A 24,935-nucleotide genomic window follows, 5' to 3' on the forward strand; every position below is an offset into this window, starting at 1 on the left:
TCCTCAGGCCCGCCCCGATGCGCGCCTGACAGCGTTGTCATAATACGCTAGCAGGCCGTGCTACGAACACCAATGGGACGAAGCGGTTCGCCGCCACGCGAACTGAAAGTCGACGATCATTCGCACGTCCGCTGAGACGGAAGTGGGGGTGGCCGCGCGAATACGCGGCCACCCCCACTTGCTACTTAGTCGTCACTTCGCCTTGACGGTGCGAACCTTCGACGTCTTGCCGGTGATGTTCGCCGAGTCGGACGGCGCGAACTTCGCCTTGACCTTCAGCGACTTCTTCTTGGTGTACTTCGCGGGGATCTTGACGGTGACCTTGCCCTTCTTGGACACGGAAAGCGTCTTGGCGGCAACCGTCTTCTTGCCCACGAGCACCGAGACGGTGCCAGCCGGGTAGGAGCCGTTGCTGAGCTTGCCCACGGAGACCGTGACCTTCGCCGCCTTCTTGCGCTTGTACTTCTTCGCGCTGACAGAGATGGACGAGGTCTTCGCCTTCGCCACCTGGATCGCCCCGGCGGTGCCGGTGGCTGCGAGGTGGGTCGGCGAGCCGAGGTAAGTCGCGATCGGCCGGTAGGTGCCCGCGGGCAGCTTCACGGAAGTGGTTGCCTTACCGCCCGAGATCGTCGCTTCGCCGAGGAAGATCCCGTTTGCGAGGAACACGACCGAACCCGCGGCCCCGTCGGAGACGCTGGCGGTCAACGTGACCGCTTTGCCGTATACGACGGACGCAGCGCTCGAGGTGAGCGTGACGTTCGTCGCCACGGCACCATTCCCGCCGCCCGGCCCGATCGGGTCGTCACCGGGAGCGGGGTAAACGACCGCCAGCGAATGCGTTACGGGAGCCTGCGAGACCGCACCGGTCGCCGTGAGCGTCGCGATGCCGATGGTCAACGGAGCCGTGATGGAACCAGAGATTGAACCGGTGATGCCGGCGGTCACCTGCGCTTGGGCGGAGCCGAGCGAGACCGTGACGACCTCGCCGGGCGCGTAGCCCGTTCCCGAGAAGGCGACCGGTGATCCGGCAACCGCGCGGGTCACGCTGGTGAGTGCCGGGGCGTAGGTCACGTGGACCGAGCCCAGCGGGAAGACACTAGGTGTCTGTCCGGTCCGTTGCACGGTGGCGACCACCTGGTAGGTCCCCGCCGGAACGGCGCCGAGGGTCACCGCGAGCGAAAACTCGCCGTTCGCGCCAACCGTCACGGACTTCGTGGTGGCCGGCGTCGTGCTCACCGAGATGGTCACGACGTCACCCTGTTCCAGTCCGGCGCCCGTGACGGCGACAGGCTCTCCGCCACCGACTTCGGTGTTGCCGAGCTCAATCGACTCCTGCGGGGTCTCGGAGGCGTTGGTGCCCACCGCGAAGATGTGCATCAGCCCGCTCGTGACGTCCGACGGAAGCACGATCTGGGAGATTCGCTTGTCCGCCGGCACGGACACGACGCCCGCCGTGTACAGACGCCAGGTCGAGGAGTCCAGCGTTCCGCCGGAACTCAGGCGCCCGGTTCCCGTGATGACTGCACCCTCGGTGACGCCGCTTGTCCAGTCAGGGAAGGTGATCGCGGCGTTCTGCGAAGTGCCGTCCGTGAAGACGATCTTCGCGGTGCCGGAGGATGGGCCGTTGGTGGCAACCCCGAGGAAGCCGACCTTCGTCGCCCGGGCGTTGATGGTCACGGCCTGGCCGTTGGGCACCCAGTGATCCGGCTTGAGTGGGGCTGAGTTTGGCCATGGGTAGGTCACGCCACCGTACTGGAGGGCAGCCCCAGGCGTTGCTCCCGCGGAGGCGAGGGTCGATCGCGGCAGCGTCACGCCCCCGACGTCGAGCGAGCCAGCGTTCGCCGTGCCGATCTGGCCCGTGCCCACCGCGTTGTACGCGTTGCGCTGGTCGTTGAACGATGGCGGGACGTCACCGGTTCCGGTGCCCCAGGACGAGTTCGTCGCGCTGGTCATCGTCAGGTTCAGCGTTCCGCCCGAGCGGGTGAAAGTCTCGGGGAGGTACGACTTGGTGGAGTTCTGCCCGTTGACGCTGATCGCCGAGATGTAGCGGTTGGCCGCCTGGCCCGGGGCGCTGATCGAGATCGTGCGCCCGCCGTTCGCTACCGGAGTGTTCGTGCCGTCGAGTTGATGCGACGTGATGGTCACCGCGTCGAATGCCGGGGAGGATACGAGCAACTCGGCGCGGCCGAAGATGGCCGGGTAGAGCCCGATGCTCGACCAGACGTACCAGGAGGACAACGAACCGAGGTCGTCGTTGCCGGGCAGGCCGACGGCGACGGAGCCGGCGAAGCCGGGGTTGGCGGGAGCCGGGACGGAGGTGTCGATGGCGTCGGCGAAGTACATGGTGCTACGTGCCTTGTCGAGCACCTGCGTCGTCTTGACCGGCTTTCCCAGCCAGCTGTAGACCCAGGGGCTGTGCATGGACGGCTGGTTGGACATGTATGCGCCGTTGCTCGAGGAGCCGGAGACGTCCAGCCGGTCGAGGGTCGGGTAGTTGAACATGCCGTCGAGCTTCGTCTCGGCGGCTGCCTTCCCACCGAGCGCATCGATGACGCCGGCAATGTTCTGCGTCATGTACCACTGGTACTGCAGACCGGTCGACTGGTCGAACAGGTCGCGGTTCTGAGCGCCCGAGTCCGGCGCCCCCGAGGAATTGGAGCGGTTGTTCAGTTCGAACGATGCCCAGAACCCCTTGCGGTCGCGTGGCACGATCCGGTTCGGGTAGGCGGCGTCCTGGCTCACCAGGCTGCGCCAGGACTGGGCCCGGACCATGTAGTCGTCGTGGACGCCGGTCTTGCCGACGCGCTCGGCGAGTTGCGCCACGCCGAAGTCCGCCATGGCGTAGTCCATCGTGGTCGATGCGGCAGTGGTCCAGCGGTCCTCGATGAAACTCGTCCCCGCGTACTGCACGAAGTTGGCACGGAAGTAGCTGCTCTTGCCGAGCGAGGTGGCGCTCACCATCGAATCGACCGCGGCCGATGCGTCAAAGTCGGTCGAGCCGAATGCGTACAGTGACGCGACGATGGACTGCATGCCGTCGCCTTCCATCTTTTTCTGCGCCGAACCGAGGTGGGGCCAGTTGTACCAGGTGCCGACCTGGTCGCTCATATTGTAGATGGAGGCGGCCATGTCGGAGCCGACCTTCGGGAAGAGCATGGCGATCAACTGCATCTGGCCGCGCAGCGAGTCCCACGAGGAGTAAGTCACGTACTCGTGCTGCTGCCCGGCGGCGAGGGTTTTGATCTCCGTGCCGGATGTGGGCCAGTCGTTCTTGGCCTTGGCGTCCTTGTAGTACCCGCGGTACTGGCCGTTGACATCCTCGTAGATATTCGGGTGCAGCAGCGAGTGGTACAGCGCGGTGTAGAACTTGGTGCGCTCCTTGTCGCTGCCACCCGTGACGTTGAGGGTGCCGAGGGCGTTCTCCCACGTGGTCTTGGCGGCCGCGCGCAGGGTAGCGAAGCTCGTGGCAGCCGGCGCCTCCTGGGTGCGGTTCAGCTCGGCGTTCGTGTCGGATACGTAACTGATTCCGGTCCGCATCTCGACGTTTGCGCCATCGGCGAACTTCAGCACGACGCCGAATGCGTTGCGGCCGTTCTTGGAGTCCGTGGTCGTGGTGGTGACCGCGGAACTAATGGTCTGCGTGCCCGTCCCGGCGGCCGACGAGGTGCCGCCCTGCCACTTGCCGACCGCCGTGAAGGGCTGGTCGAACGTGGTGGAGAAGAAGATCCGGTAAGAGCCCTCGTTGCACACGGTCTTGGCGGTGGTGAAGCCCGAGATGGTGTTCGTCGCCGGGTTGATCGTCACCTGCGATAGGCCGTTATTGTTGTTCGAGCCCGAGGCGTTGAACAGGACCGCTGCGTTCTTGCCAGCCGGGAAGGCGATCTTCGCGATGCCGGTGCGGGTGGTCGCGGTCATCTCCACCGTCGTGTCTTTGGCGCCGCTGTTGTCCGTGGCCGAATCGCCGCCGTCGGTGTCGAGCTTGACCTTGTAGTAGCCGGGCTCGCCCTCCTCATCGGAGTGGAGGAAGCGGCTCGCGAAGTAATCGCGGAAGTTTCCGTCACTCGTCCCCGGCGTGCCCTTGGCCGGGTCCAGCGTGCCCGTGCCGCTCACGTTGCCCGTGTAGGGCAGGAACGGCAAGTCGAAGCCGGAGAAGCGGTCGTTGCAGCCCGTTCCGGAGAGTCGCGTCATGCCGAATCCGCGGATGTAGATGTCCGTGGGCGACGTCATGTATGCGCCGTCGACTCCGTATTCGTTCTTCCAGGTGGTGTTGCTGGAAGCGGTCGTGGTCGGCGAGAACTGGACCATGCCGAACGGCAGCGCGGCGCCCGGCCACGTGTTGCCGAACGCGTCGTTCGCCTTGTTCTGGGCGTTGTCCTTCGCGGTACCGATCCAGGGATTTACGGAATCGAACGCGCTCACGTCGGCTGCGTTCGCTGCCGCCGGGGCGACCAGCGCCCCGGTGAGCATCAGTCCGGCCGCGGCGACGCTCGCGCAGGATGCGCGGAGCCCGCGCTTGCGGGGCTTTGTTGACATGCACTTTCCTTTCCGGTTTGCGCGCCGGATGGGTCGGCGCGCTGTTCGGGCTGCTCGGTTTTTGGACGAGTAGCCCAACAGACGTTCTCACGAAAGATCTCGCAGGGAGTGTCGATCCGGTTTACTCGGGATGAATGCGCCGTGGCCTTTTCCGTGTCGAGGTCAAACAGTACTCAAAGACCTTTGTGACAACGCTGTCATGTTTGCATCCACCCTACGTTTGCCCTCCATGAGTGTCAACCAATCGCAATCCCCGCCGAAACGTTACTTCCCGCCGGTGCGCGGGTCGCTTCCGGTTGACGCGATACCTCGAGTCCGATAACGTGCACTTTGCTGACAACGTTGTCGTCGTTCCTCCTTGCTCGCGTTCTCCGGAAGAATCCGGGCTGGGCGGAATCTTGCCTGGCGCGCAGCCGTAGCGCGCAGAACTGAGGAGTACGTGGCCATGGCCGAGTTCGCGAATCGGAAGCGCTCGTCGGAGCCTGGATCGACTGACCGTCGCAAGAGGAATGCGGCGCACGCGCGGGCCCGCGCGCTACTGGCCCTCGGATCCGCCGGAGCGCTCGTCCTGGTCGGCCTGGTCGGTGCACCGCCGGCGCTCGCTGCCACCCAGTGGTCGACGTCATTCGAGTCAGGCCAGCCGGCTCCCCAGACCGACACGGTTGTCGAGTCAACGAATCTCGGCTCGACGTATCTGCCAGGTAGCATCACCCAGTCCATATCGAGCGCGACGGCCAGCTCGGAGAACACGGCCGGGGGCGAGGGCATCGCGCAACTGCGGGACGGCAGCGCCGCCACCAAGTGGCTCGCCTTCGCGCAACCCTCGGCGGGGAGCCCGCTGACCTTGACCTACACCTTGAATTCGGGCAAGGTCGTCAAGAGTTACCGCATGGTCTCGGCGAACGACGTCCCCGAGCGCGATCCGAAGGCCTGGACTCTGCAGGGCAGCAACGACGGCAGCTCGTGGACCACGCTGGACACGAAGACCGGTCAGACGTTCTCGTCTCGTGGGCAGGTCCGGGACTTCTCGATCTCCAACTCGACGTCCTACACGCGCTACCGCCTATCCATCACGGAGAACAACGGCCAAACGGCGACCCAGCTCGCCGAGTGGGATCTGTCCGACGGATCCTCAACGTCGGTGGGCGGCGGTCTATCGCTGTCGGCAGCCAGCGGCATCACGGGCGGTACCACGATCAAGAGCGGGGCGGGCTGGAGTGGAACCCGTGCCCTCAAATACGCCGGAACGATCGCGTCGACGGCCCGGGCCGCCGCAACCTCGGTGCTCTATCAGGGCGTGAACGTCGCGGTCGGCTCGTCCACCGAACTCAGCTACATGGTCATGCCCAATCTGCGTGGCGCCGACAGCAACTATCCCGTCACCGATGACGCCAGCAAGAAGTATCCCGCCACGTACGTCGCCCTCGACGTGGAGTTCAGCGACGGAACACGGGCCTCGTCCCTCGCGACGACCGACCAATACGGGTACCCCGCCACCGGTCGCGGCCAGGGACTCGGCAAGGTCCTGTACGCCAACCAGTGGAATCACGTCGCGGTTAGCCTGAAGGCGGCCGCGGGCAAGACGATCTCCAAGATCCTCCTGAACTACGACAACCCGAATGGCGAGCAGAGCGCCGCATTCACGGGCTGGATCGACGACATTCGAATCCAGGACGCGGCAGTGATCGACTCGTCCTCGCTGACCAACTACGTCGACACCCGTCGCGGCACCAACTCGACTGGGAGCTTCTCGCGCGGCAACAACATCCCCGCCACCGCCACCCCCAACGGCTTCAACTTCATCACGCCGATGACCGATGCCGGTTCGCGCACGTGGCTCTATGCGTACCAGCACCAGAACAACTCGTCCAACCTGCCCACCCTCCAGGGACTCGGGATCTCCCATGAGACCAGCCCGTGGATGGGCGACCGCGCATCGCTGTCCGTCATGCCCGACAACGGCGGAGGCGTTCCTACTGGTGGGCTCGAGGCACGGGCCAAGGCATTCAGCCACGACGACGAGATCGCCCGGCCGGATTACTACAAGGTCGACATCAGTGGCGGCCTGACCATCGAAGCGACGCCCACCGACCACGGCGGAATCTTCAGGTTCACCGACAACGCGAACGAATCGTCCATGCGCCTGCTGCTGGACAAGGTCACCGGCGATGGTCAGCTGAACATCAGCGGCACGTCCGTGACCGGTTGGGTGGACGGCGGGAGCGGCCTCTCCACCGGCAACAGCCGGATGTTCCTCGCCGGCACGTTGTCCAAGTCCCCGACGATCACGGGGGCGGCGTCAGAACGCGGCGGAAGCGCCTACGGATCATTCCCCATCAGCGCCAGCGACAAGGTGCTGGAGCTTCGCTGGGCGACATCGTTCATCTCCCAGGACCAGGCGGGCAAGAACCTGGCGCGCGAGGTGACCGGCAAGTCGTTCCAGCAGGTTCGCGACGCGGCGAAGTCCGCGTGGAACGACCGCCTGGGCGTGATCGACCTGACCGGGTCCAATGCGACGGACGTCGAGAAGCGCAATCTCTACTCCGATCTGTACCGCCTCAACCTCTACCCCAACAAGCACTTCGAGGACACATCGGCGCTCGGTTCATCGAACCCCACGTGGCAGTACGCTTCGCCGTTCGCCGCGAAGCAGGGCAGCGCGTCAGCGACGGCGACGAACGCGGTTATCAAGTCCGGCAAGCTCTACGTCAACAATGGCTTCTGGGACACATACCGCACCGCCTGGCCGCTGTACTCGTTCCTCTACCCGGACCTCACGAACGAGCTGGTCGACGGGTTCGTCCAGCAGTACCGCGACTCCGGCTGGATTTCGCGGTGGAGCTCGCCGGGTTACGCCGACCTCATGACGGGGACGAGTTCCGACGTGGCCTTCGCCGAGGCCTACACCTCGGGTGCGATCAGCACCGCCGTCGCCAAGGAGGCATACGAGGCCGGCGTCAAGAACGCCACCACCACGCCGCAGAGCAACACCCCATCGGGAACCGGCACCAATCAAGTGGGGCGCAAGTCGATCGACAACTCCCAGTTCCTCGGATACACCCCCGAGATCCAGGGCGAATCGGTCTCCTGGGGACTCGAGGGGTACATCAACGACTTCGGCCTGGCGAAGATGGCCGACAAACTGTCGCAGGCGACCAGCGGGGTTACCGAGGCCGAACGCAGGCGCTACAAGGACGAGGCACGCTACTTCGAGACGCGCGCTCAGGACTATGCGAACATGTTCGATCCCTCGATCGGCACCAGTTCCAAGGGATTTTTCCAGGGCAAGACAGTAGCCGGCGACTGGGTGTTCAAGCCCGGAACCTACACCGACTCCACCGCCCGCAGTCAGGGCATCTACAACCCCGAGGACTGGGACCTGGGCAAGGGATACATCTCGGGCGACAAGCACGTGTACACCGAAACCGACGGCTGGAACTTCGCCTTCCACGCGCCGTTCGACGTCGACGGGCTCGCCGGGCTGTACGGCGGCAAGGCTGGGCTGGTCAACAAGCTCCGCGCGTTCTACACCACGCCCGAACGTGCGTGGAGTCGCAGCATTCACGAGGTGTTCGAGGCGCGGGACGTGCGCATCGGCCAGTTCGGCATGTCCAACCAGGTCTCTCACCACATCCCCTACATCTCCGCCGCCGCAGGCGACCCCACGACGACGCAGGAGGTCGTCTCCGAGGTCATGCAGCGCCTGTTCGTCGGCTCCGACATCGGGCAGGGCTACCCGGGCGACGAGGACAACGGCGAGATGTCCTCGTGGTACGTGTTCTCCGCGTTGGGCTTCTACCCGCTCGCGCTCGGGTCCGGTGAGTACACCATCGGCACGCCGCTGCTCGACCGCGTGGTGATCAAGCGAGGCGCAGCGCACGGCGGCAACCTCCTGATCAGCGCGCCGGGTAACGACTGGTCCAAGAAGTACGTCTCTGGGGTGTCGCTCAAGTCGGGTTCCACGACGACGCCGCTCACCACGGCGTCACTGTCCCAGTCTGCGCTGAGGAACTCGTCCGAACTGACCTTCACGATGTCGGCGACACCCTCTACCTGGGGCGCCGTGGAGATCGAGGCCGACGCGCCACGGGTGCAGCGGGACCTGCTGGGATCCGCGCTCGGCGCGACGTCCGCGCCGAACACGACGAATACCGCGAATCTCACGGATAACTCGGGACTGACCGACGCCACGTTCGCGAGTTCCGCGGGCACGATCACGTGGACGGCGAACTCGGGTACGGCCTCCGTCTACGGCTACACGCTGTCGAGTCCCACCGATATGAACTCCGGTTCACCCAAGTCGTGGGTATTCCAGGGATTCGACTTCGACACAGGGTGGCACACGCTCGATAGCCGCACGGGGGAATCGTTCAAGTGGCACCGGCAGACTCGCGCCTTCACGGTCAGCGATCCCGGCGAATACTCGCGCTATCGGCTGCTGATCACGGAGACGAACAGCGGGAACATCGCCCTGTCCGAGGTGCAGTTCCTCACCACCCCGATATCGGTCGGGGGAGCCTTCGGCATTCAGCCGCGCAATCCCGGCGCCCTCGAGTCCGGCCTGCCCTTCACCGGTGTGCTGGCGACCGTGTCGGGCCTGGGTTCCTCGTCCGGCCTGAGCGCGCAGGTCAACTACGGGGACGGCACGCCGTCGCGCGCGCTCGCGGTCGAGTCGAACGCGCTGGGCGAGATAGCGCTCCGGGCGAACCACACCTACTCGGCTCCTGGTCTGTACGACGTCGCCATCACAGCGACCCAGGGCGGCCGCACCGTGACCAAGCGGACGCAGCTGACTGTGACGCGTGACGCCTCGATCTCGACTTACTACAACAGCTCCTGCCTCACGACCGTCGGCACGGCCGCGGACTGCGACGGTCTCGGGTACGCGTTCGACAAGGACCGCCTGAACACCGACGGATACGGCAATGGCAAGACCGTGAGCCACCCGTCCGATTCCTCGGTCAAGTTCGTGGTTCCCACCACGGCCCCGGGTCAGCCCGACAACCTCGTGGCTCTTGGCCAGACCATCGCGCTCAATCTCGGCGCCGGCGCAACCAAGATATCCGTGCTGGGCACGGCGAACGAGACGGCGCGCACGGCCAACGGGACGTTGCACTATTCCGACGGCACCAGCCAGGCAATCGCGATCGGCTTCGGGGACTGGGTGGGCGGTGTGGCCAGTCCGCCGTACGGTGGCACGGTCGTGGCGCGCTCCAACCGTCGCCTGCTGGGAACGGGGACCGGAGACAACAACACGGCCGGGATTTTCGCGACCGCCGTCCATACCCTGCAGTCGGGTAAGACGCCGATAGCGCTGACGCTGCCGAACATCTCCACGGGAGTCGCGGCTGGCCAGTTGCACATATTCGGAATCGCGTCCAACGGCTCGACCGCATCGCAGAGCTCTCTGGCCTACTCCGCCGTGAACTCGGCGACAGCGGTGGCGACGCAGGCGAGCACGATCGCGCTTGGCCAAGCATCCGGTGCCGCGGGTTCGGCCGCCCGCTATTCAGCGACCGTGAACTGGGGCGATGGCTCCGCCGTGAGCAGCGTGTCCAACCAAACTGGGGTGATCGCCGCCGCGCATACCTACGCGGCAAGCGGCACCTATCTGGTGACGACCGTGGTCGAGGACGGCTTCCGCTCCGCGACGGGGACAACCGTCGTCACGGTCACTGCTCCCAGCGGTGGCGGGGACAACCCTGGCGGCGGGGACAACCCGGGCGGCGGGGACAACCCGGGCGGTGGCGACAACCCCGGTGGCGGGGACAACCCGGGTGGTGGCGATAACCCGCCCGTGGTGCCGATCGCCACGCGGGTCGGCGTTCCCACCTATTCCAAGCCGTCCCAGGCATACGGTTCGATCGCGTCCAAGCGGGCGCGCATTTCGGTCGCCGTGGTTGGCTCGACCTCAGGTGTGGTCACGTTCAAGGCCGGTAGCCGCACCCTGGGTTCCGCCAAGGTCGTCAAGTCCGGCTCCGTCTATGGGGCCTCGGCAGCGCTGCCCGCGGGGCTTCCGGTCGGAACGTACCGTGGCGTAACGGCTTCGCTGGTCGCCGGCTCCGTGAGCGTAACCTCACCCGTCTCCACATCGGTCTTCACGGTGACGAAGGCTGGCCCTTCGGCGGTGAAGGTGACGGGCAAGAAGTTCAAGAAGGGCACGAAGCCCAAGATCAAGGTTAAGGTGGCCAAACTGTCCAACGGCCAGTGGCCAACGGGCACGGTGCGGATCCTCGTGGGCAAGAAGGTGGCGGGTAAGGCAAAGCTGACGGCTGGGGCCAAGGGCAAAGTGACGGTCACCCTGAAGAAGCGTTATTCCACGGCGGTCAAGGTAAAGGCGAAGTTCGTGCCGAAATCGGTTAAGACCGTCGCCGCGAAGACATCGAAGGCCATCAGGGTCAAGGTGCGTTGATCCCAGTTCGCCGCGCTGCGGGCCGCCCGGCTAGGCCGTATCGAATCAAGCCGCGGTGTGCTTGGGCCGGTAGCGCATCGCGATCGCCCCGGAGCGGAACTCCTGGCGAGCCATGAGTTCGGGTTGGATGCGCTCGCGCAGGCCAGCGAGTAGCGTCGGCCCATGTCCGGCGAGGACGGGCTGTACTAGGAACTCGTACTCGTCGATCAGTTCCAGCCCGCCAGCGACGCCGGCAGCGTGACTCCCCCCACCCACAGGGTCTCTCCCGGTTGCTGCTTGAGGCGCAATACCGCCTTCGCGACGTCGCCGCGCACGAGTTCGGCGTTCCAATCAACCTGGCTAAGCGTGCTCGACACCACGTACTTCTGCGCCCCGTCGATGGCCTCGCAAACGGAATCTCCCACTCTTCCATCCAGCCCGGCCATTCGCCCGCGGCCGGACGACGCCACGCCGATTCCATCATTTCGTAGGTCACCCGGCCCAGTAGCAGGGCATCGGCGCGCAGCATCTCGGCGGTCCAGTAGCGCATCGATTCGTCGTTCGGGGGAAGCCCGGCCTCGTGGTGACAGCAGCCGTCCAACGTGACATTGATCGAATATCGAAGTCGCCTCATCGCCGCACTCCCTTGATACATCCGCACGTGGTTGCGCGCTCTCAAGCCCATGGGACGCCGCCCGGAACTACCCGGCCGCGAGGCGTTTGCGGAGATCCTGTGCAGTCCGTTGCGAATCGTCCGAAAGTGGGACTACCATTGGACGAGTTTGACAACGTTGTCAGTTGCGCTGCATAGAAGCGGCGGAGCAGGAACGGTCAAACGGATATCCGTCTGACACAGGAGTTGCCGTGAAATCGCCCAGTTCACACATGCCAGCGCACACTCGGCGCGGTCGCCGTTCCGCGATCATCGCCTTCGCGACGGCTGCGAGCCTCGCCGCCGCCGGCCTTGCTGCGGCACCCGCCGCGCTAGCCGCAGGAGGCACGTGGTCCTCGTCGTTCGAGACTAGTGACCCGAATATCGATGGCGCGAACCTCGGCGCGACGCCGGCCACCTTCACGGGCACCAATACGGGCGTGCTCGCCATTTCGGCGGAGCCATCCTCCCAGGCGAACCCTGGTGGCGAGTCGGTCGAGATGATCGCCGACGGCAACTCTGCGACGAAGTGGTTCGCCGGAGTGTCGCCTTCGACGGGATCGCCGCTCGCCGCCATCTACGACTACGGCACCGCGCGGACCTTCTCGACTTACACGGTGACCTCCGCGAACGACGAGTCGGGTCGAGACCCGAAGGACTGGACGGTCGCCGGCTCGAACGACGGCTCGACCTGGACCACCCTGGAAACGGTCACGGGCCAGAGCTTCGACACCCGGTTCAAGTCCCAGACCTACAACCTCACGACGACGGGCTCCTACCGCTACTACCGGCTTCGCATCACGGCAAACAATGGCGCGAGCGGCACTCAGCTGGCCGATTGGACTCCGCAGATCTCCACGGGCACCCCGGCCCCTGGACCGATCTCGCTCGTGACGTCGTCCGGGCCGACGGGCGGCTGGAGCCAGAAGCAGGGCGCTGGCTTCACCGGCAAGCGTTCCGCCTACTACTGGGGCAAGCACCTCGCGGCTGGGGCGGTGAAGACGACCGTCGCGGTCAACTCGGGTCTGAACATCGCCGTGGACACCAACACGGAGTTCTCCTACAAGGTGTACCCGGTACTCAACGCCGATTGGGAGTACTCGGCCACCTACGTCGCTCTCGACCTGAAGTTCTCCGATGGCACCTGGCTTTCCGCGAACAACTCCGTCCGCGACCAGAACGGCTTCCGCATGACGGCCCGCGATCAGGGAGCGGAAAAGGCACTGTTCGCCAACCAGTGGAACTCCGTCAAGGTGCCCCTCGGGTCCTACGCGGGCAAGACCATCACGCAGATCGCGCTCACCTACGACAACCCGGCGGGCGTCGCGGACACCGTCATCCGCGGGTATGTCGATGACGTCTCGATCAAGGACGTAGCGCCGATCAACGGCGCCAAGCTCGTCAACTATGTCGAAACCCGCCGCGGAACCCAGTCGAACGGCGCGTTCTCGCGCGGCACCAACATCCCGGCGACCACGGTCCCGAACGGCTTCAACTTCTGGACACCGTTCACCAACGCCGATTCGAACACGCTGTATGAATACCACCGGGCCAACAACTCGGAGAACCTCCCGAGCCTGCAGGGTGTGGGAATCTCCCACGAAACCTCGATCTGGATGGGCGACTCCAACCAGCTCGTGTTCATGCCCTCGACTTCCGCGTCGGCAACTGACGCGGCATTCGGCACGCGGGCGGTTCCGTTCAGCCACGACGACGAGATCGGGCGGCCCGACTACTACTCGGTCGAGTTCCGCGACCCCGCCAACCAGGGGATCAAGAGCGGACTGAAGATCGAGATGGCGCCCAGCAGCCACGCTGGCGTGGTCCGCTTTACCTACCCCGCGTCGCAGACCACGGGCACCGTGTTCATCGACGGCGGTGTCTCCAACAGCGTCGGCCTCACGGTCACGGGCAACAAGCTGGAGGGCTACGTCCAGGGAACCAAGCGAGGCGGCTCCGGTGCCGGATCGACCCGCATGTACGTCTATGGCGAGTTCGACCGCACCTCCACCGCGCAGGGGGCGGCAACGAACGGCAACGGCGCCCGCTACGCCCGCTTCGACACCTCCACCAACAAGACGGTGACTTTGCGCGTCGCCACCTCGTTCATCTCGGCCGCGCAGGCACAGAAGAACCTCCAGCTTGAGATCGACGGGGCGTCGCTCGAGACGGTTCGCGACGCCGCGGCCAGCCTGTGGCAGGACCGGCTGTCGGTCATCGACCTCAGCCAGTCGACGCTGGCGAACGACACGGACCGAGTCAACGTCTACTCGAACCTGTACCGCCTGAACATGTACCCCAACGCCCGGTGGGAGAACACCGGTACCGCGGGCAGCCCGGTGTACAAGTACGCGTCCGCGGTGGGGGGCACCTCCGCCGAGAACACGGATCAGAACGTCCCGGTCAAGTCCGGCAAGAACTATGTGAACAATGGCTTCTGGGACACCTACCGGACCGCGTGGCCCCTGTACACCTTCCTGTACCCGGAGTTCGCAGCTGAGCTGGAAGAGGGCTTCCTGAAGCAATACGACGACGGCGGATGGGTCTCGCGCTGGACTTCGCCGGGCTACTCGAACATCATGACGGGAACGAGTTCTGACGTCTCCTTCGCGGACGTCTACATCTCTTCCGGACTTCCGGGCGCGACCACGGTTAAGGACTCGTCCACAACCGTCCTGGCCCAGGCCGAGCGCGCCTTCGAGGCGGCCGCGAAGAACGCCACCGTCGTTTCGCCGAGTGAATCCACTGGCCGCAAGGGCCTGTTCCAGTCGATCTTCCTTGGCTACACGACCGATCCCACGCACGAGACGGTTTCGTGGGGCTTGGAAGGCTTCATCAACGACGACGGGATCGCCAAGATGGCGGAGAAGCTGTCCCAGGAGACGTCGCTGTCCGCGGCCAAGCGCGCTCGGTACGCCGAGCAGGCCGAGTACTACGCCGATCGCGCTAAGAACTACGTCAACATGTTCAACTCGAGCGTGAACTTCTTCACCACGCGCAATGCGGACGGCACGTTCTCGCCGAACCCCTCGAACTTCAACCCGAAGACGTGGTGGGGTCCCTACACCGAGACCAACGGCTGGAACTTCGCCTTCCACGCGCCGTTCGACCCGGACGGCCTCGCCGGCCTCTACGGTGAGACCACCGCTGGCATCAAGGCCAAGCTGGACGAGTTCTACGCGACTCCCGAGAAGAGTTCGGGCACGATTCACGAGGAGTTGGAGGCCTCGGCCGTCCGACTCGGCCAACTGGGTATGTCCAACCAGGTCTCGCACCACATTCCGTACATCTCGGCCGCCACCGGCGACCCGACCCGGACGCAGGAGGTCGTGCGCGAATCACTGCAGCGACTGTTCGTCGGAGCCGACATCGGTCAGGGCTACCTCGGTGACGAGGACAACGGCGAAATGTCGTCCTGGTACCTCTTCTCGGCGCTCGGATTCTACCCGCTCGCGCTCGCCTCTGGTGAGTACACCGTGGGTTCGCCGCTGTTCGACAAGGTCGTGGTCCACCGCGCCGCGTCGCAGGGCGGAGATCTGACGATCAACGCCGCGAACAACTCGCGCGACAACGTCTATGTCTCCGGCGTCACGGTCGGCTCCAAGACGCTGACGCAGCCCAAGATCGAACTCTCCGATCTGCGAGCGGCGAACACGCTGAACTTCACGATGTCGGGTGCGCCTTCCAACTGGGGCAAGGACCTGAACCGCCAGGTCAAGGCGCCGTCCCCGCTGGCGGACCTCACGAAGGCCTCGTACTCATCGAGCGTGGGCACCGGAGTCACGAACGCCGGTAACCTGAGCGACGACACGTCGGATACCTCGGCGACCATCACCTCGGGCTCGACGGTGACGACGACCTCCACCGTGGGACCGGTCGAGGTGAAGACCTATACGATCACGAGCGCGGCGAAGGCCGCCGCGCCCTCGTCCTGGAAGCTGGAAGGCCGCACGGGTGGCGGAGCATGGACGACGCTCGATGAGCGCACGGGCCAGGTGTTCGCCTTCGACAAGCAGACGCAGCCCTACCAGGTTGCAACGCGCGGCTCGTACGGCGAATACCGCCTGACGTTCAACAACGGAACGTCCGTTGCAGAGGTTGAGCTCCTGGTCGACCCGCAGGGAAGTGGTTCGAGCGAGCTCGCGGTCAATGGCTCGGCCAACCTGCAGGCAAGCAGCTCGGGCGCGTTCAATGGCACCGTGGCGGTGCTCAGCGGAGACGTGGCCGGTGCTACGGCCACGGTCGACTTCGGCGACGGCTCGGCTCCGGTGACCGGAACGGTTGCCGTGGGCGGGCTCGGCGGCGCGACCGTCTCGGCCGCGCACACCTACGCGAACTCCGGGACGTATCCGGTGAAGATCACGGTGACCAAGGGCAGTGAGACCAAGACGGGCGAGACCACCATCACGTTCGCTCGGGACCTGCGCTTCGCCAGCAACTTCGACACCGCTTGCCTCACGGTCGCCGGTGTTCCCGCCAACTGCGACGGAAACGGCTACGCCTATGACAAGACGAGCCTGGCCACGGCCCACGAAACCTACCCGGCGCTGATTCAGGGCACCGAGCACACGGTTCCGGGCAACACGTCGCTGAAGTTCACCCTGCCGATCATCGCGAACGGTCAGAAGGACAACCTCACTGGCAAGGGCGTCCGCAAGGTCCGGGTCAACCTCGGCGCGAACGCTACGAAGGTCTCCTTCATCGGTAGCGCGAACGAGAGTGACCTGTCCAAGCAGGTGACGCTGACATACGCCGATGGCGCTACGCAGAACATCGGCATCAGCTACAACAACTGGGACGCGGCAACCGGCTTCGGTAACATCCCCGTCGGATCCAGCATCGGTCGCATCAACGGTTCCGGGTCGCTAGTCGACTCCAGCCTGCGCCCGAAAATCTGGGCCACGCCCCCCACCGACCTGCAGACGGGTCACGGCGAGGTCGTCTGGCTCGAAATTCCCGCTGCCGGCTCGGGCAAGGCGCAGATTCACCTCTTCGCCGTGGCCACCGACGGAAACCAGGCGGCGACCGCACCGATCGCGGTCACTGGCGGAAGCACCCTGTCGGTAACCGAGGGTTCAACCGTGCCGGTTCAGCTGGCCACTACCTCCGGCGGTGAGTCCTTCGCGGGCAAGTCGGCGGTCATCAACTGGGGCGACGGATCGCCAGCGACCACGGTCACCGTGGCCGGTGACGGAACGATCTCGTCCCCGCTCCCCTACACGGAGGCGGGCAACTACACGATCACCATCACGGTTGACGATGGCGTGACCAGTAAGAACGTGACCCGACAGATCAGCGTGGCGGCGCGTGCGGTGACGTCGACGACGCTCACGAGCGATGTCGCGACCCTGGTTGAGGGTGGCAGCGTGGCTCTGAGTGCGCAGGTCAGTGCCGGTGGGACTGGGTCGGTGGAGTTCTTCTCCTCCGACGCATCAATCGGTTCGGCGCAGGTTACTGATGGTGTCGCCACCAAGTCGGTCTCCGGGCTGGTTCCTGGGGTCTACACGTTCACCGCGAGGTACCTGGGCGATGCAGGCCATGCTCCATCCGTTTCGGGTGAAGTGACTGTGACAGTGGCCCAGAAGCAGGTTCCCCCTGTCGTTGCGTCAGTTTCGGCGCCGCGGTTCAGCAAGACGAGCCAGGCCTACGGTTCCGTGACGGCTAAGCGCGCGCGGGTCTCGGTTGTCGTCTCGGGGGCGACTGCCGGAACGGTGACTTTCAAGGCCGGTGCCAAGTCGCTGGGCACTGCCCCGTTGGCGAAGTCCGGATCGGCTTACGTGGCGACGTTGACCCTGCCTGCCGCACTTGCCGTGGGCTCGTATGCCGGAGTCACGGCCACGCTCGTCGCGGGTGGTGAGACCACCGTTTCTGCCAAGTCCGTCCAGGTGTTCAAGGTGGTCAAGGCCACCACGTCTAAGGTGACGCTGAAGGGCAAGAAGTTCAAGAAGGGCAGCAAGCCTAAGGTGTCGGTCAAGGTCGCGAAGCTGTCCAGCGGACAGTGGGCAAGCGGTACCGTCCGAGTTCTTGTCGGCAAGAAGGTCGTCGGCAAAGCGAAACTGTCTGTCAAGGCGAAGGGCAAGGTCAAGATCACCTTGAAGAAGCGCTACGCCAAGGCGATCAAGGTGAAGGCGAAGTTCGTGCCCCAGTCGACCAAGACTGTTGCGGGTAAGTCCTCCAAGACCGTCAAGGTCAAGATCCGCTGACGGGGCTGGCTGACGCGCTTGACCGGACCGATTGCCGCCGCTAACAGCTGCGGTGCTGCGTCCGGCATACAGTCAGACTGAGTTCGCGGCCAACACCTGGTGGGGTGGTCACGCATGTAGCGTGACCACCCCACCGTCATTAAGGACGGTTCGTCGCTCCGCCAAACATCACCGCGGATCGTCCGCCCTCGCCTTTATCGCAACGAGGCCGCCATCGCTTGCGCGAGTTTGATTCGCGTGCGCGGGTAGAAGACGCGCATCCGCACGAAAAGCACGCACACGAAGGACGCCCGCGGGGCGGCAATCGAACTGAAGCGTTTCGGAACTTGAGTCCTCGCTACGACTTGTCGCGGGTGGATTGAGGATTGCCAATCTGAGACGGCGAACCCACATGGAATTTTCATAGAAATCGCCTCGGATCGGCCCAATTACTAGACACTTGGCTTGGATACGCGCGCTCGAACGCGTAGGATCAGACGTGGGTGACAACGCTGTCGTACTCAGTCCGTTCGACGTAGATCGGATACACGCAGGGGGACCCCGCCAGTCAGTCATTGCTGTCAGTCAAAGGTGATCCGGGAGCGAATAATGCAACAATCTCGCCAGAGTCGAATGCGCATATCGCGCAGAGGTAAGCGGAGTATCGCCGCTATCTCAACTTTCATCCTCGGGGTGTCCATGATGGGCATCACGACCCCAGTCGCTTCCGCGGCTCCGGGAGACACGTGGGGCAACTCGTTCGAGACGGGAGAGGCGGCCCCGCTCGCGAACACGAACTATGAGGCTCCGGACAACGTCACGGGATACTCGTACGTGCCCGGTACGCTCCTTCCCGACGTCATCGCGGCGACTGCTTCGGCCGAGAACGGCACGAACGAGAACGCCCCGAAGGCGGCCGATGGAGACCCGACCACCAAGTGGCTCGCCAACGCGACAACCGCCTGGCTCCGGTTCGAGATGCAGAACCCTGTCGTCCTCAAGAAATACGTGATGGTGACGGCCAACGACTCGTCCGACCGCAATCCGAAGAACTGGACGGTCCAAGGATCGAGCGACGGCAGCACTTGGACCGACCTGGAATCCCAGACGAACCAGTTGCCCACGACGACGGCCCCGTTCACCCGCGTCGAATACACCGGTCTGGCATCCAACACGACCCCCTACAAGTTCTACCGACTCAACATCACCGCCAACAACGGCAACAGCCTCATCCAGCTGGCCGACTGGGAGCTCTTCAGTGACACCAGTATGCCGGTTCCCGAGCAGCCGATGTCCGTTGAGGCCACCACGGGTCCCGGAAGCGGACGCACCGCCAAACTGAACGCCGGCTGGACCGGCGTTAAGGCACTGCGCTACCGCGGCCAGCACCTGGAGAACGGCGACGCCAAGGCGACCAACGTCGTCTACGACGGCCTGAATCTCGCCATCGGCGACGACACAGAGCTGTCCTACAAGATCTTCCCGCAATTGATCGACACGGATCTGACTTACCCGGCCACTTACGCAGCGATCGATCTCGAACTATCGGATGGTTCGACGACTTCGCTCGCCTCCGAGGAGAACCTGGTCGACAGCTACGGCTTCGACTTCGGCGCCCAGGCATACGGCGACCAGAAGGCGTTCTACGGTAGCCAGTGGAACAATGTGCAGGTCGACCTGAGCGGGCTCGAGGGGAAGACGATCACCAAGATCCTCCTCACCTACGACAACCCGACGGGTAAGAAGGGCACGATGTTCACCGGCTGGATCGACGATCTCAAGATCGCGGCCGCCCAGCCCATCGACGGCTCGAACCTGCTGAACTACGTCGACACCCGCCGCGGCTCGAACGGCACCACGTCGTTCTCGCGCGGTCTGACGCAGCCGCTCACCGCCGTGCCGAACGGCTTCAACTTCGTTGTTCCCTACACCAACGCAACCTCGCAGTCGCAGCCGTACTCCTACCACCGGGACAACAACTCCGCGAACAAGCTCACGCTCCAGGGCATCGGGATCTCGCACGTCACCAGCCCGTGGATGGGTGACCGCAACCAGTTCACGCTGATGCCGATCGACGGCTCATCGACGGCGGCGCCGAACGCAACTCCGAGCACGCGTGCGCAGACGTTCACGCACGACCAAGAGGTTGCGAAGCCGGACTACTACAAGGTCGAACTCGACAACAGCACTGTCGTCGAGGCAACTGCCTCGGACCACGGTGGTGTCTTCCGCTTCACGAACAACCGTAGCGGCGAGACCTCGCTGCGCGTCCTCGCGGACAAGGTGACCGGGGACGGAGCACTCTCGATCGACGCCACCGGAAAGCTGACCGGCTGGATCGATCAGGGCTCGGGTCTCTCGGTCGGCCGCAGCCGCATGTTCGTGTCAGGTACCTTCTCCAAGACGCCGACGGCGATCGGCGCCGGAACCAACCGCACCGGAAGCTCCTACGGTTCGTTCCCGATCACCTCGGGCGACAAGACCGTCGAACTGCGCTGGGCAACGTCGTTCATCTCACAGGACCAGGCGGATAAGAACCTGGCTCGTGAGGTCGCAGGCGAGACGTTCGAGGACGTTCGCACCGCCGCAGCCAACGCCTGGCTCGACCGCCTGAGCGTGATCGACCTGTCGGCTTCGAGCACCGCTACGGATGCGCAGAAGCTGCAGATCTACTCGGACCTGTACCGCCTCAACCTGTACCCGAACTCGCAGTTCGAGGACACGAGCGAGCTGGGTTCGACCACTCCCGTCTACAAGTACGCCTCCCCCGTTTCGGCGCAGACCGGTTCGGCAACGACGACCCAGACGAACGCGGCCATCAAGGACGGCAAGATCTACGTCAACAACGGATTCTGGGACACGTACCGCACGGCCTGGCCCCTGTACTCGTTCCTGTACCCGGATATCGCCGAGGAATTGGTGAGCGGCTTCGTCCAGCAGTACCGCGACGCGGGCTGGATCTCGCGGTGGAGCTCGCCGGGCTACGCCGACCTGATGACGGGAACGAGTTCCGACGTCGCATTCGCCGAGGCATACACCTCTGGCGCGATCTCGACCGAACTGGCCGAGGAAGCATACGCGGCAGGACTGAAGAACGCGACGGCTCTGCCGGCGTCCAACACGCCCGCTGGATCCTCCTCGAACCAGATCGGTCGCAAGGGGCTCAACCAGTCCATCTTCCTCGGCTACATCCCGGCCAGCCAGAACCAGTCGACGTCGTGGGCTCTCGAGGGTTACATCAACGACTACGGGCTGGGCCAGATGGCCAAGAAGCTGTCCGAGGACACGTCGATCTCTGCCGACAAGCGCGCGCGCTATGCCGACGAGGCCGAGTACCTGACCGAGCGCGCGAGCAACTACGTGCACGCGTTCGACCCGAACGTCGGGTTCTTCCAGGGCCGCAACGCGAACGGCACGTGGGAACTTGCACCGGGCACGTACGACCCGATGAACTGGGGCAACCACTCCTACACCGAGACGAACGGCTGGAACTTCGCCTTCCACGTGCCGTTCGATGTCGATGGGCTCGCTGCGCTGTACGGCGGTTCAAATGGCCTGAAGGACAAACTGCACGAGTTCTTCACGACCCCCGAACCGTCCATGACCTCAAGCATCCACGAGGCCTATGAGCAGCGTGACGTGCGCATCGGTACCTGGGGCATGTCGAACCAGGTCGGGCACCACATCGGCTACATCGCCTCTGCGGCGGGAGACCCGACGACCACGCAGGAGATCATCCGCGAGGTCATGCAGCGCCTGTTCGTCGGTTCCGAAATCGGTCAGGGCTTCCCCGGTGACGAGGACAACGGCGAATTCTCGTCGTGGCATCTGTTCTCGGCACTCGGTTTCTACCCGCTCGCGCTCGGCTCCGGCGAATACACGATCGGTTCGCCGCTGTTCGACACCGTCACGGTCAAGCGTGGCGCTGCTCACGGTGGTGACCTCACCATCAACGCGGCGAACAACTCGCGTGACAACGTATACATCGCGAACGCCAACCTCGATGGAACTCCGCTCACGTCGACTCAGCTGAACCAGGAAGACCTGCGGGACGCTAGCGAGCTCAACTTCACGATGGCCGGCACGCCGCAGACGTGGGGGTCGCGTACCTCGAACGAGGCACCGCGTGTGCCGCTGCAGGACATCTCCGGTGCCAAGTTCGGCACCGCGAGCGAGGCGGGCGGCGCTGGAATCTCCGGCCTTCGCGACGACAACTCGGCAACCGTTTCGACATTGCCGAACGAGGAGGCGACGATCACCTACAACGTGAATGCGCCTGGCTCGGTAGTGAAGTCGTACACGATCACCAACGGACCCGCAGGTACCGCGGCACCCTCCGACTGGGTACTCGAGGCCAGCAACGACGATGAGACCTGGACGGAGCTGGATGCGCAGGAGGACGTCGAGTTCGCGTGGAACACGCAGACGAAGCCCTTCCACGTGACCGCGAGCCAGTCATACACCAAGTACCGGCTAAAGATCCTCGGTTCGACTACGGGTGCCGGCGCCACGATTGCAGAAGTGGAGCTGCTCGCCGGACCCGATCTCCCGGCTGAACTCGCACTGAAGGCCACTCAGGGAAGTGCGACGGTGGACTCGTCCGCCACGAACACGGTCGCGGAGATCGTGGGCGGTTCCTCGCTCAACCCGGCCGACTACACCGCCACCGCCGACTTCGGCAGCGGGCCTCAGGCGGCAACGGTCGTGCAGACTGACTTCGGGCTGTCGGTCCGCGCCACGAATACGTTCACGGCTACCGGCCTGCGCAACGTGACCGTGTCGGTGACCAACAACGGGGACACCAAGTCGATCCGCTCGACCGTCCTGGTGGATCGTCGGGGCACGCTCGAGGCTCAGTTCAACAACGCCTGCCTCTCCATCGAGGGCGTCGGCGCGAACTGCGACAGCCTCGGATATGCCTACGACAAAGCTCAGCTCGCGCTTCCGGCCAATGGTGCCCTCGTACAGGGCACCGAGAAGACGGTCACTGGCACGTCGCTGAAGTTCACGCTGCCCGAGATCGAGAACGGCAAGTTCGACAATGCTCTCGGCGAGGGTCAGCGCATCCGCCTGAACCTCTCGGCGGACGCGACGAAGTACTCGTTCATCGGTACTGCGAACGAGAATGACCAGACCGGAACAGGCACCGTGCACTACTCGGACAACACGACCGACACGGTGACCATCACGTTCGGAGACTGGGTGGGCAAGGCAACGAACCCCACGGCCGGCAACATCGTGGTCGGTCTGATCCAGACGCGGCTCTCCGGCCTCGGCAAGGAGTCGACCAACAAGACGACCGCACTGTACTCCACGGCTGCGATCGACATTCCGGCAGGTAAGACGCCGGTGTGGTTCGACCTTCCGAACAAGGTCGGGGCGCTCGGCTCGGGCAAGCAGCACTACTTCGCAGTCGCGGATGACGGCACAACGTCAACGCGGAAGGCTCCGCTCGCTCTCGAGGTTCCGGATGAGGCGTTGCCCACGGCAACCGCTGGCAATGCTTTCACAGCAGTGCTCGCGGATATCGCGGGTGGCTTCGGTGGCGAGTCGGCCACGATCAACTGGGGTGACGGCAGTGCCGTCGCGAACGCGAACATCGCGAGCGGGAAGATCTCCGGCACGCACACGTTCACGCAGCCGGGCGTCTACAACGTGACCGTGGTGGTCGATGACGGCGTGTCGACATCGGCACTGACTCGCACGCTCGTGGTGCCGGGGAACGACGCGGCCACGGTCAGCCTCACGGCGAGCCCGGAGGACCCGACCACACTGGACGAGATCACCCTCGACGCGACGCTTCCGAGCGACGCCAACGGCGAGGTCACGTTCACCAGCGGGTCGACTGTCCTCGGAACCAGCCAGGTCTCGAGCGGTGTAGCGAGCCTGACGATCCCGGCGCAAGAAGCCGGCTCGTACGAGTTCAAGGCAACCTACAGCGGTGACGCGAAGTATCGCAGCGGCGACGTTGACTCGGTTTCGGTCACCGTCTCCAAGGCCGCTTCCACCGTCAGCGTCGCGGCCTCCGCCACGGGGGTCAACGTGGGTGGCTCGGTCACGCTGACGGCAACGGTTGCGCCGCCGGCCGCGACGGGAACGGTTACGTTCAAGTCCGGGGCCACGGTGCTCGGTAGCCAGGCGGTCACCGCAGGGACGGCTCAGATCGAACTCACGGATCTGGCAGCAGGCGATCTGACGGTCACTGCCGAGTTCAGCGGCGACGGCACCTACGCGAGCTCGACGTCCGCACCGGTGACGGTGTCGGTCGGCAAGCTAGTGCCCACGGTGACGCTCGCGACTTCCAGCACGTCGGTCATCGAGGGTTCGGCAGTATCACTGTCCGCAGCGGTACCAGCAGATGCCACCGGGACGGTGACCTTCCACGAGGGTGCGAACCAGGTTGGAACGGGAGCCATCGCCAATGGCGTGGCCACCGCATCGGTGACCCTGCCCGTCGGAGCACATGAACTGACGGCGCAATACGCCGGTGACAGCCGCTATGCGGCGGGCGTGTCGAACGTCGTGACTGTCACGGTCAACGTCGACACGAGCGCTGGCAGCCTCGCCGTCAGTGCTCCCGCCTTCGCGAAGAAGAGCCAGCCCTACAACCCGGTCGCCAAGAAGCGGGTCACGGTATCGGCTGTCGTGACGGGCGCGAAGGTCGGCGACCAGGTCGTCTTCCGCAGCGGGTCGAAGACCCTGGCCACCGCCAAGGTCGCAAAGCAGGGCGCGACCCTGGTCGCAACCGGCAAGGTGGCAGCGAAGACGCCAGTGGGCACGTACAAGAACGTGACCGCGACGGTGACCTCGGGTGCCAAGTCGGCAAGTTCGGCCAAGACGGCGGCCTTCAAGGTCGTCAAGGCCAAGGCGAAGACGGTTAAGTTGTCCGCGAAGAAGTTCAAGGCGGGCGCCAAGCCGAAGGTGACGGTGAAGGTGGCCAAGTTGTCGAACGGCCGCTACGCGACGGGCAAGGTGCAGATCCGTGTCAAGGGCAAGGTTGTCGGCACGGCAAAGCTCACTGCCAAGCGCAAGGGCAAGGTCACAGTGACGCTGAAGAAGGCGTACAGGTCCGCGATCAAGGCGAAGGCGAAGTTCGTGCCCAAGTCTTCGAAGACCACCGCTTCGAAGTCCTCGAAGACGCTCAAGGTCAAGCTCCGCTAGCTGACTGACGAGCTGA

Annotated in this window: 4 protein-coding genes and 1 pseudogene; 3 read left to right on the forward strand and 2 right to left on the reverse strand. The window is 64.7% G+C overall.

Features of this window, described 5'->3' with window-relative positions:
• Nucleotides 1-192 precede the first annotated feature (192 nt).
• Complete coding sequence (locus tag FB461_RS11240; RefSeq protein ID WP_142122156.1) at nt 193-4,533, reverse strand: GH92 family glycosyl hydrolase; 4,341 nt, start codon at nt 4,531-4,533, stop codon at nt 193-195.
• Between the two features lie 445 nt (nt 4,534-4,978).
• On the opposite strand from FB461_RS11240, the gene FB461_RS11245 reads away from it, so the two are divergent.
• Entirely contained in the window at nt 4,979-10,945 is a 5,967-nt protein-coding gene (locus FB461_RS11245; protein WP_142122158.1) for a GH92 family glycosyl hydrolase, read from the forward strand.
• A 45-nt stretch (nt 10,946-10,990) separates the two neighbouring features.
• Here FB461_RS11245 and FB461_RS11250 read toward each other — a convergent pair.
• A pseudogene (locus FB461_RS11250) lies at nt 10,991-11,558 on the reverse strand (dihydrofolate reductase family protein).
• 251 nt (nt 11,559-11,809) lie between these two features.
• On the opposite strand from FB461_RS11250, the gene FB461_RS11255 reads away from it, so the two are divergent.
• Nucleotides 11,810-17,779, forward strand: a complete 5,970-nt coding sequence (locus FB461_RS11255) for a GH92 family glycosyl hydrolase (protein ID WP_142122160.1) — start codon at nt 11,810-11,812, stop codon at nt 17,777-17,779.
• Nucleotides 17,780-18,391: 612 nt separating this feature from the next.
• Entirely contained in the window at nt 18,392-24,919 is a 6,528-nt protein-coding gene (locus tag FB461_RS11260; RefSeq protein ID WP_211349915.1) for a GH92 family glycosyl hydrolase, read from the forward strand.
• The last annotated feature ends 16 nt before the right edge of the window (nt 24,920-24,935 follow it).

The sequence above is a fragment of the Rarobacter faecitabidus genome, from assembly GCF_006716265.1.
Taxonomy (GTDB): domain Bacteria; phylum Actinomycetota; class Actinomycetes; order Actinomycetales; family Cellulomonadaceae; genus Rarobacter; species Rarobacter faecitabidus.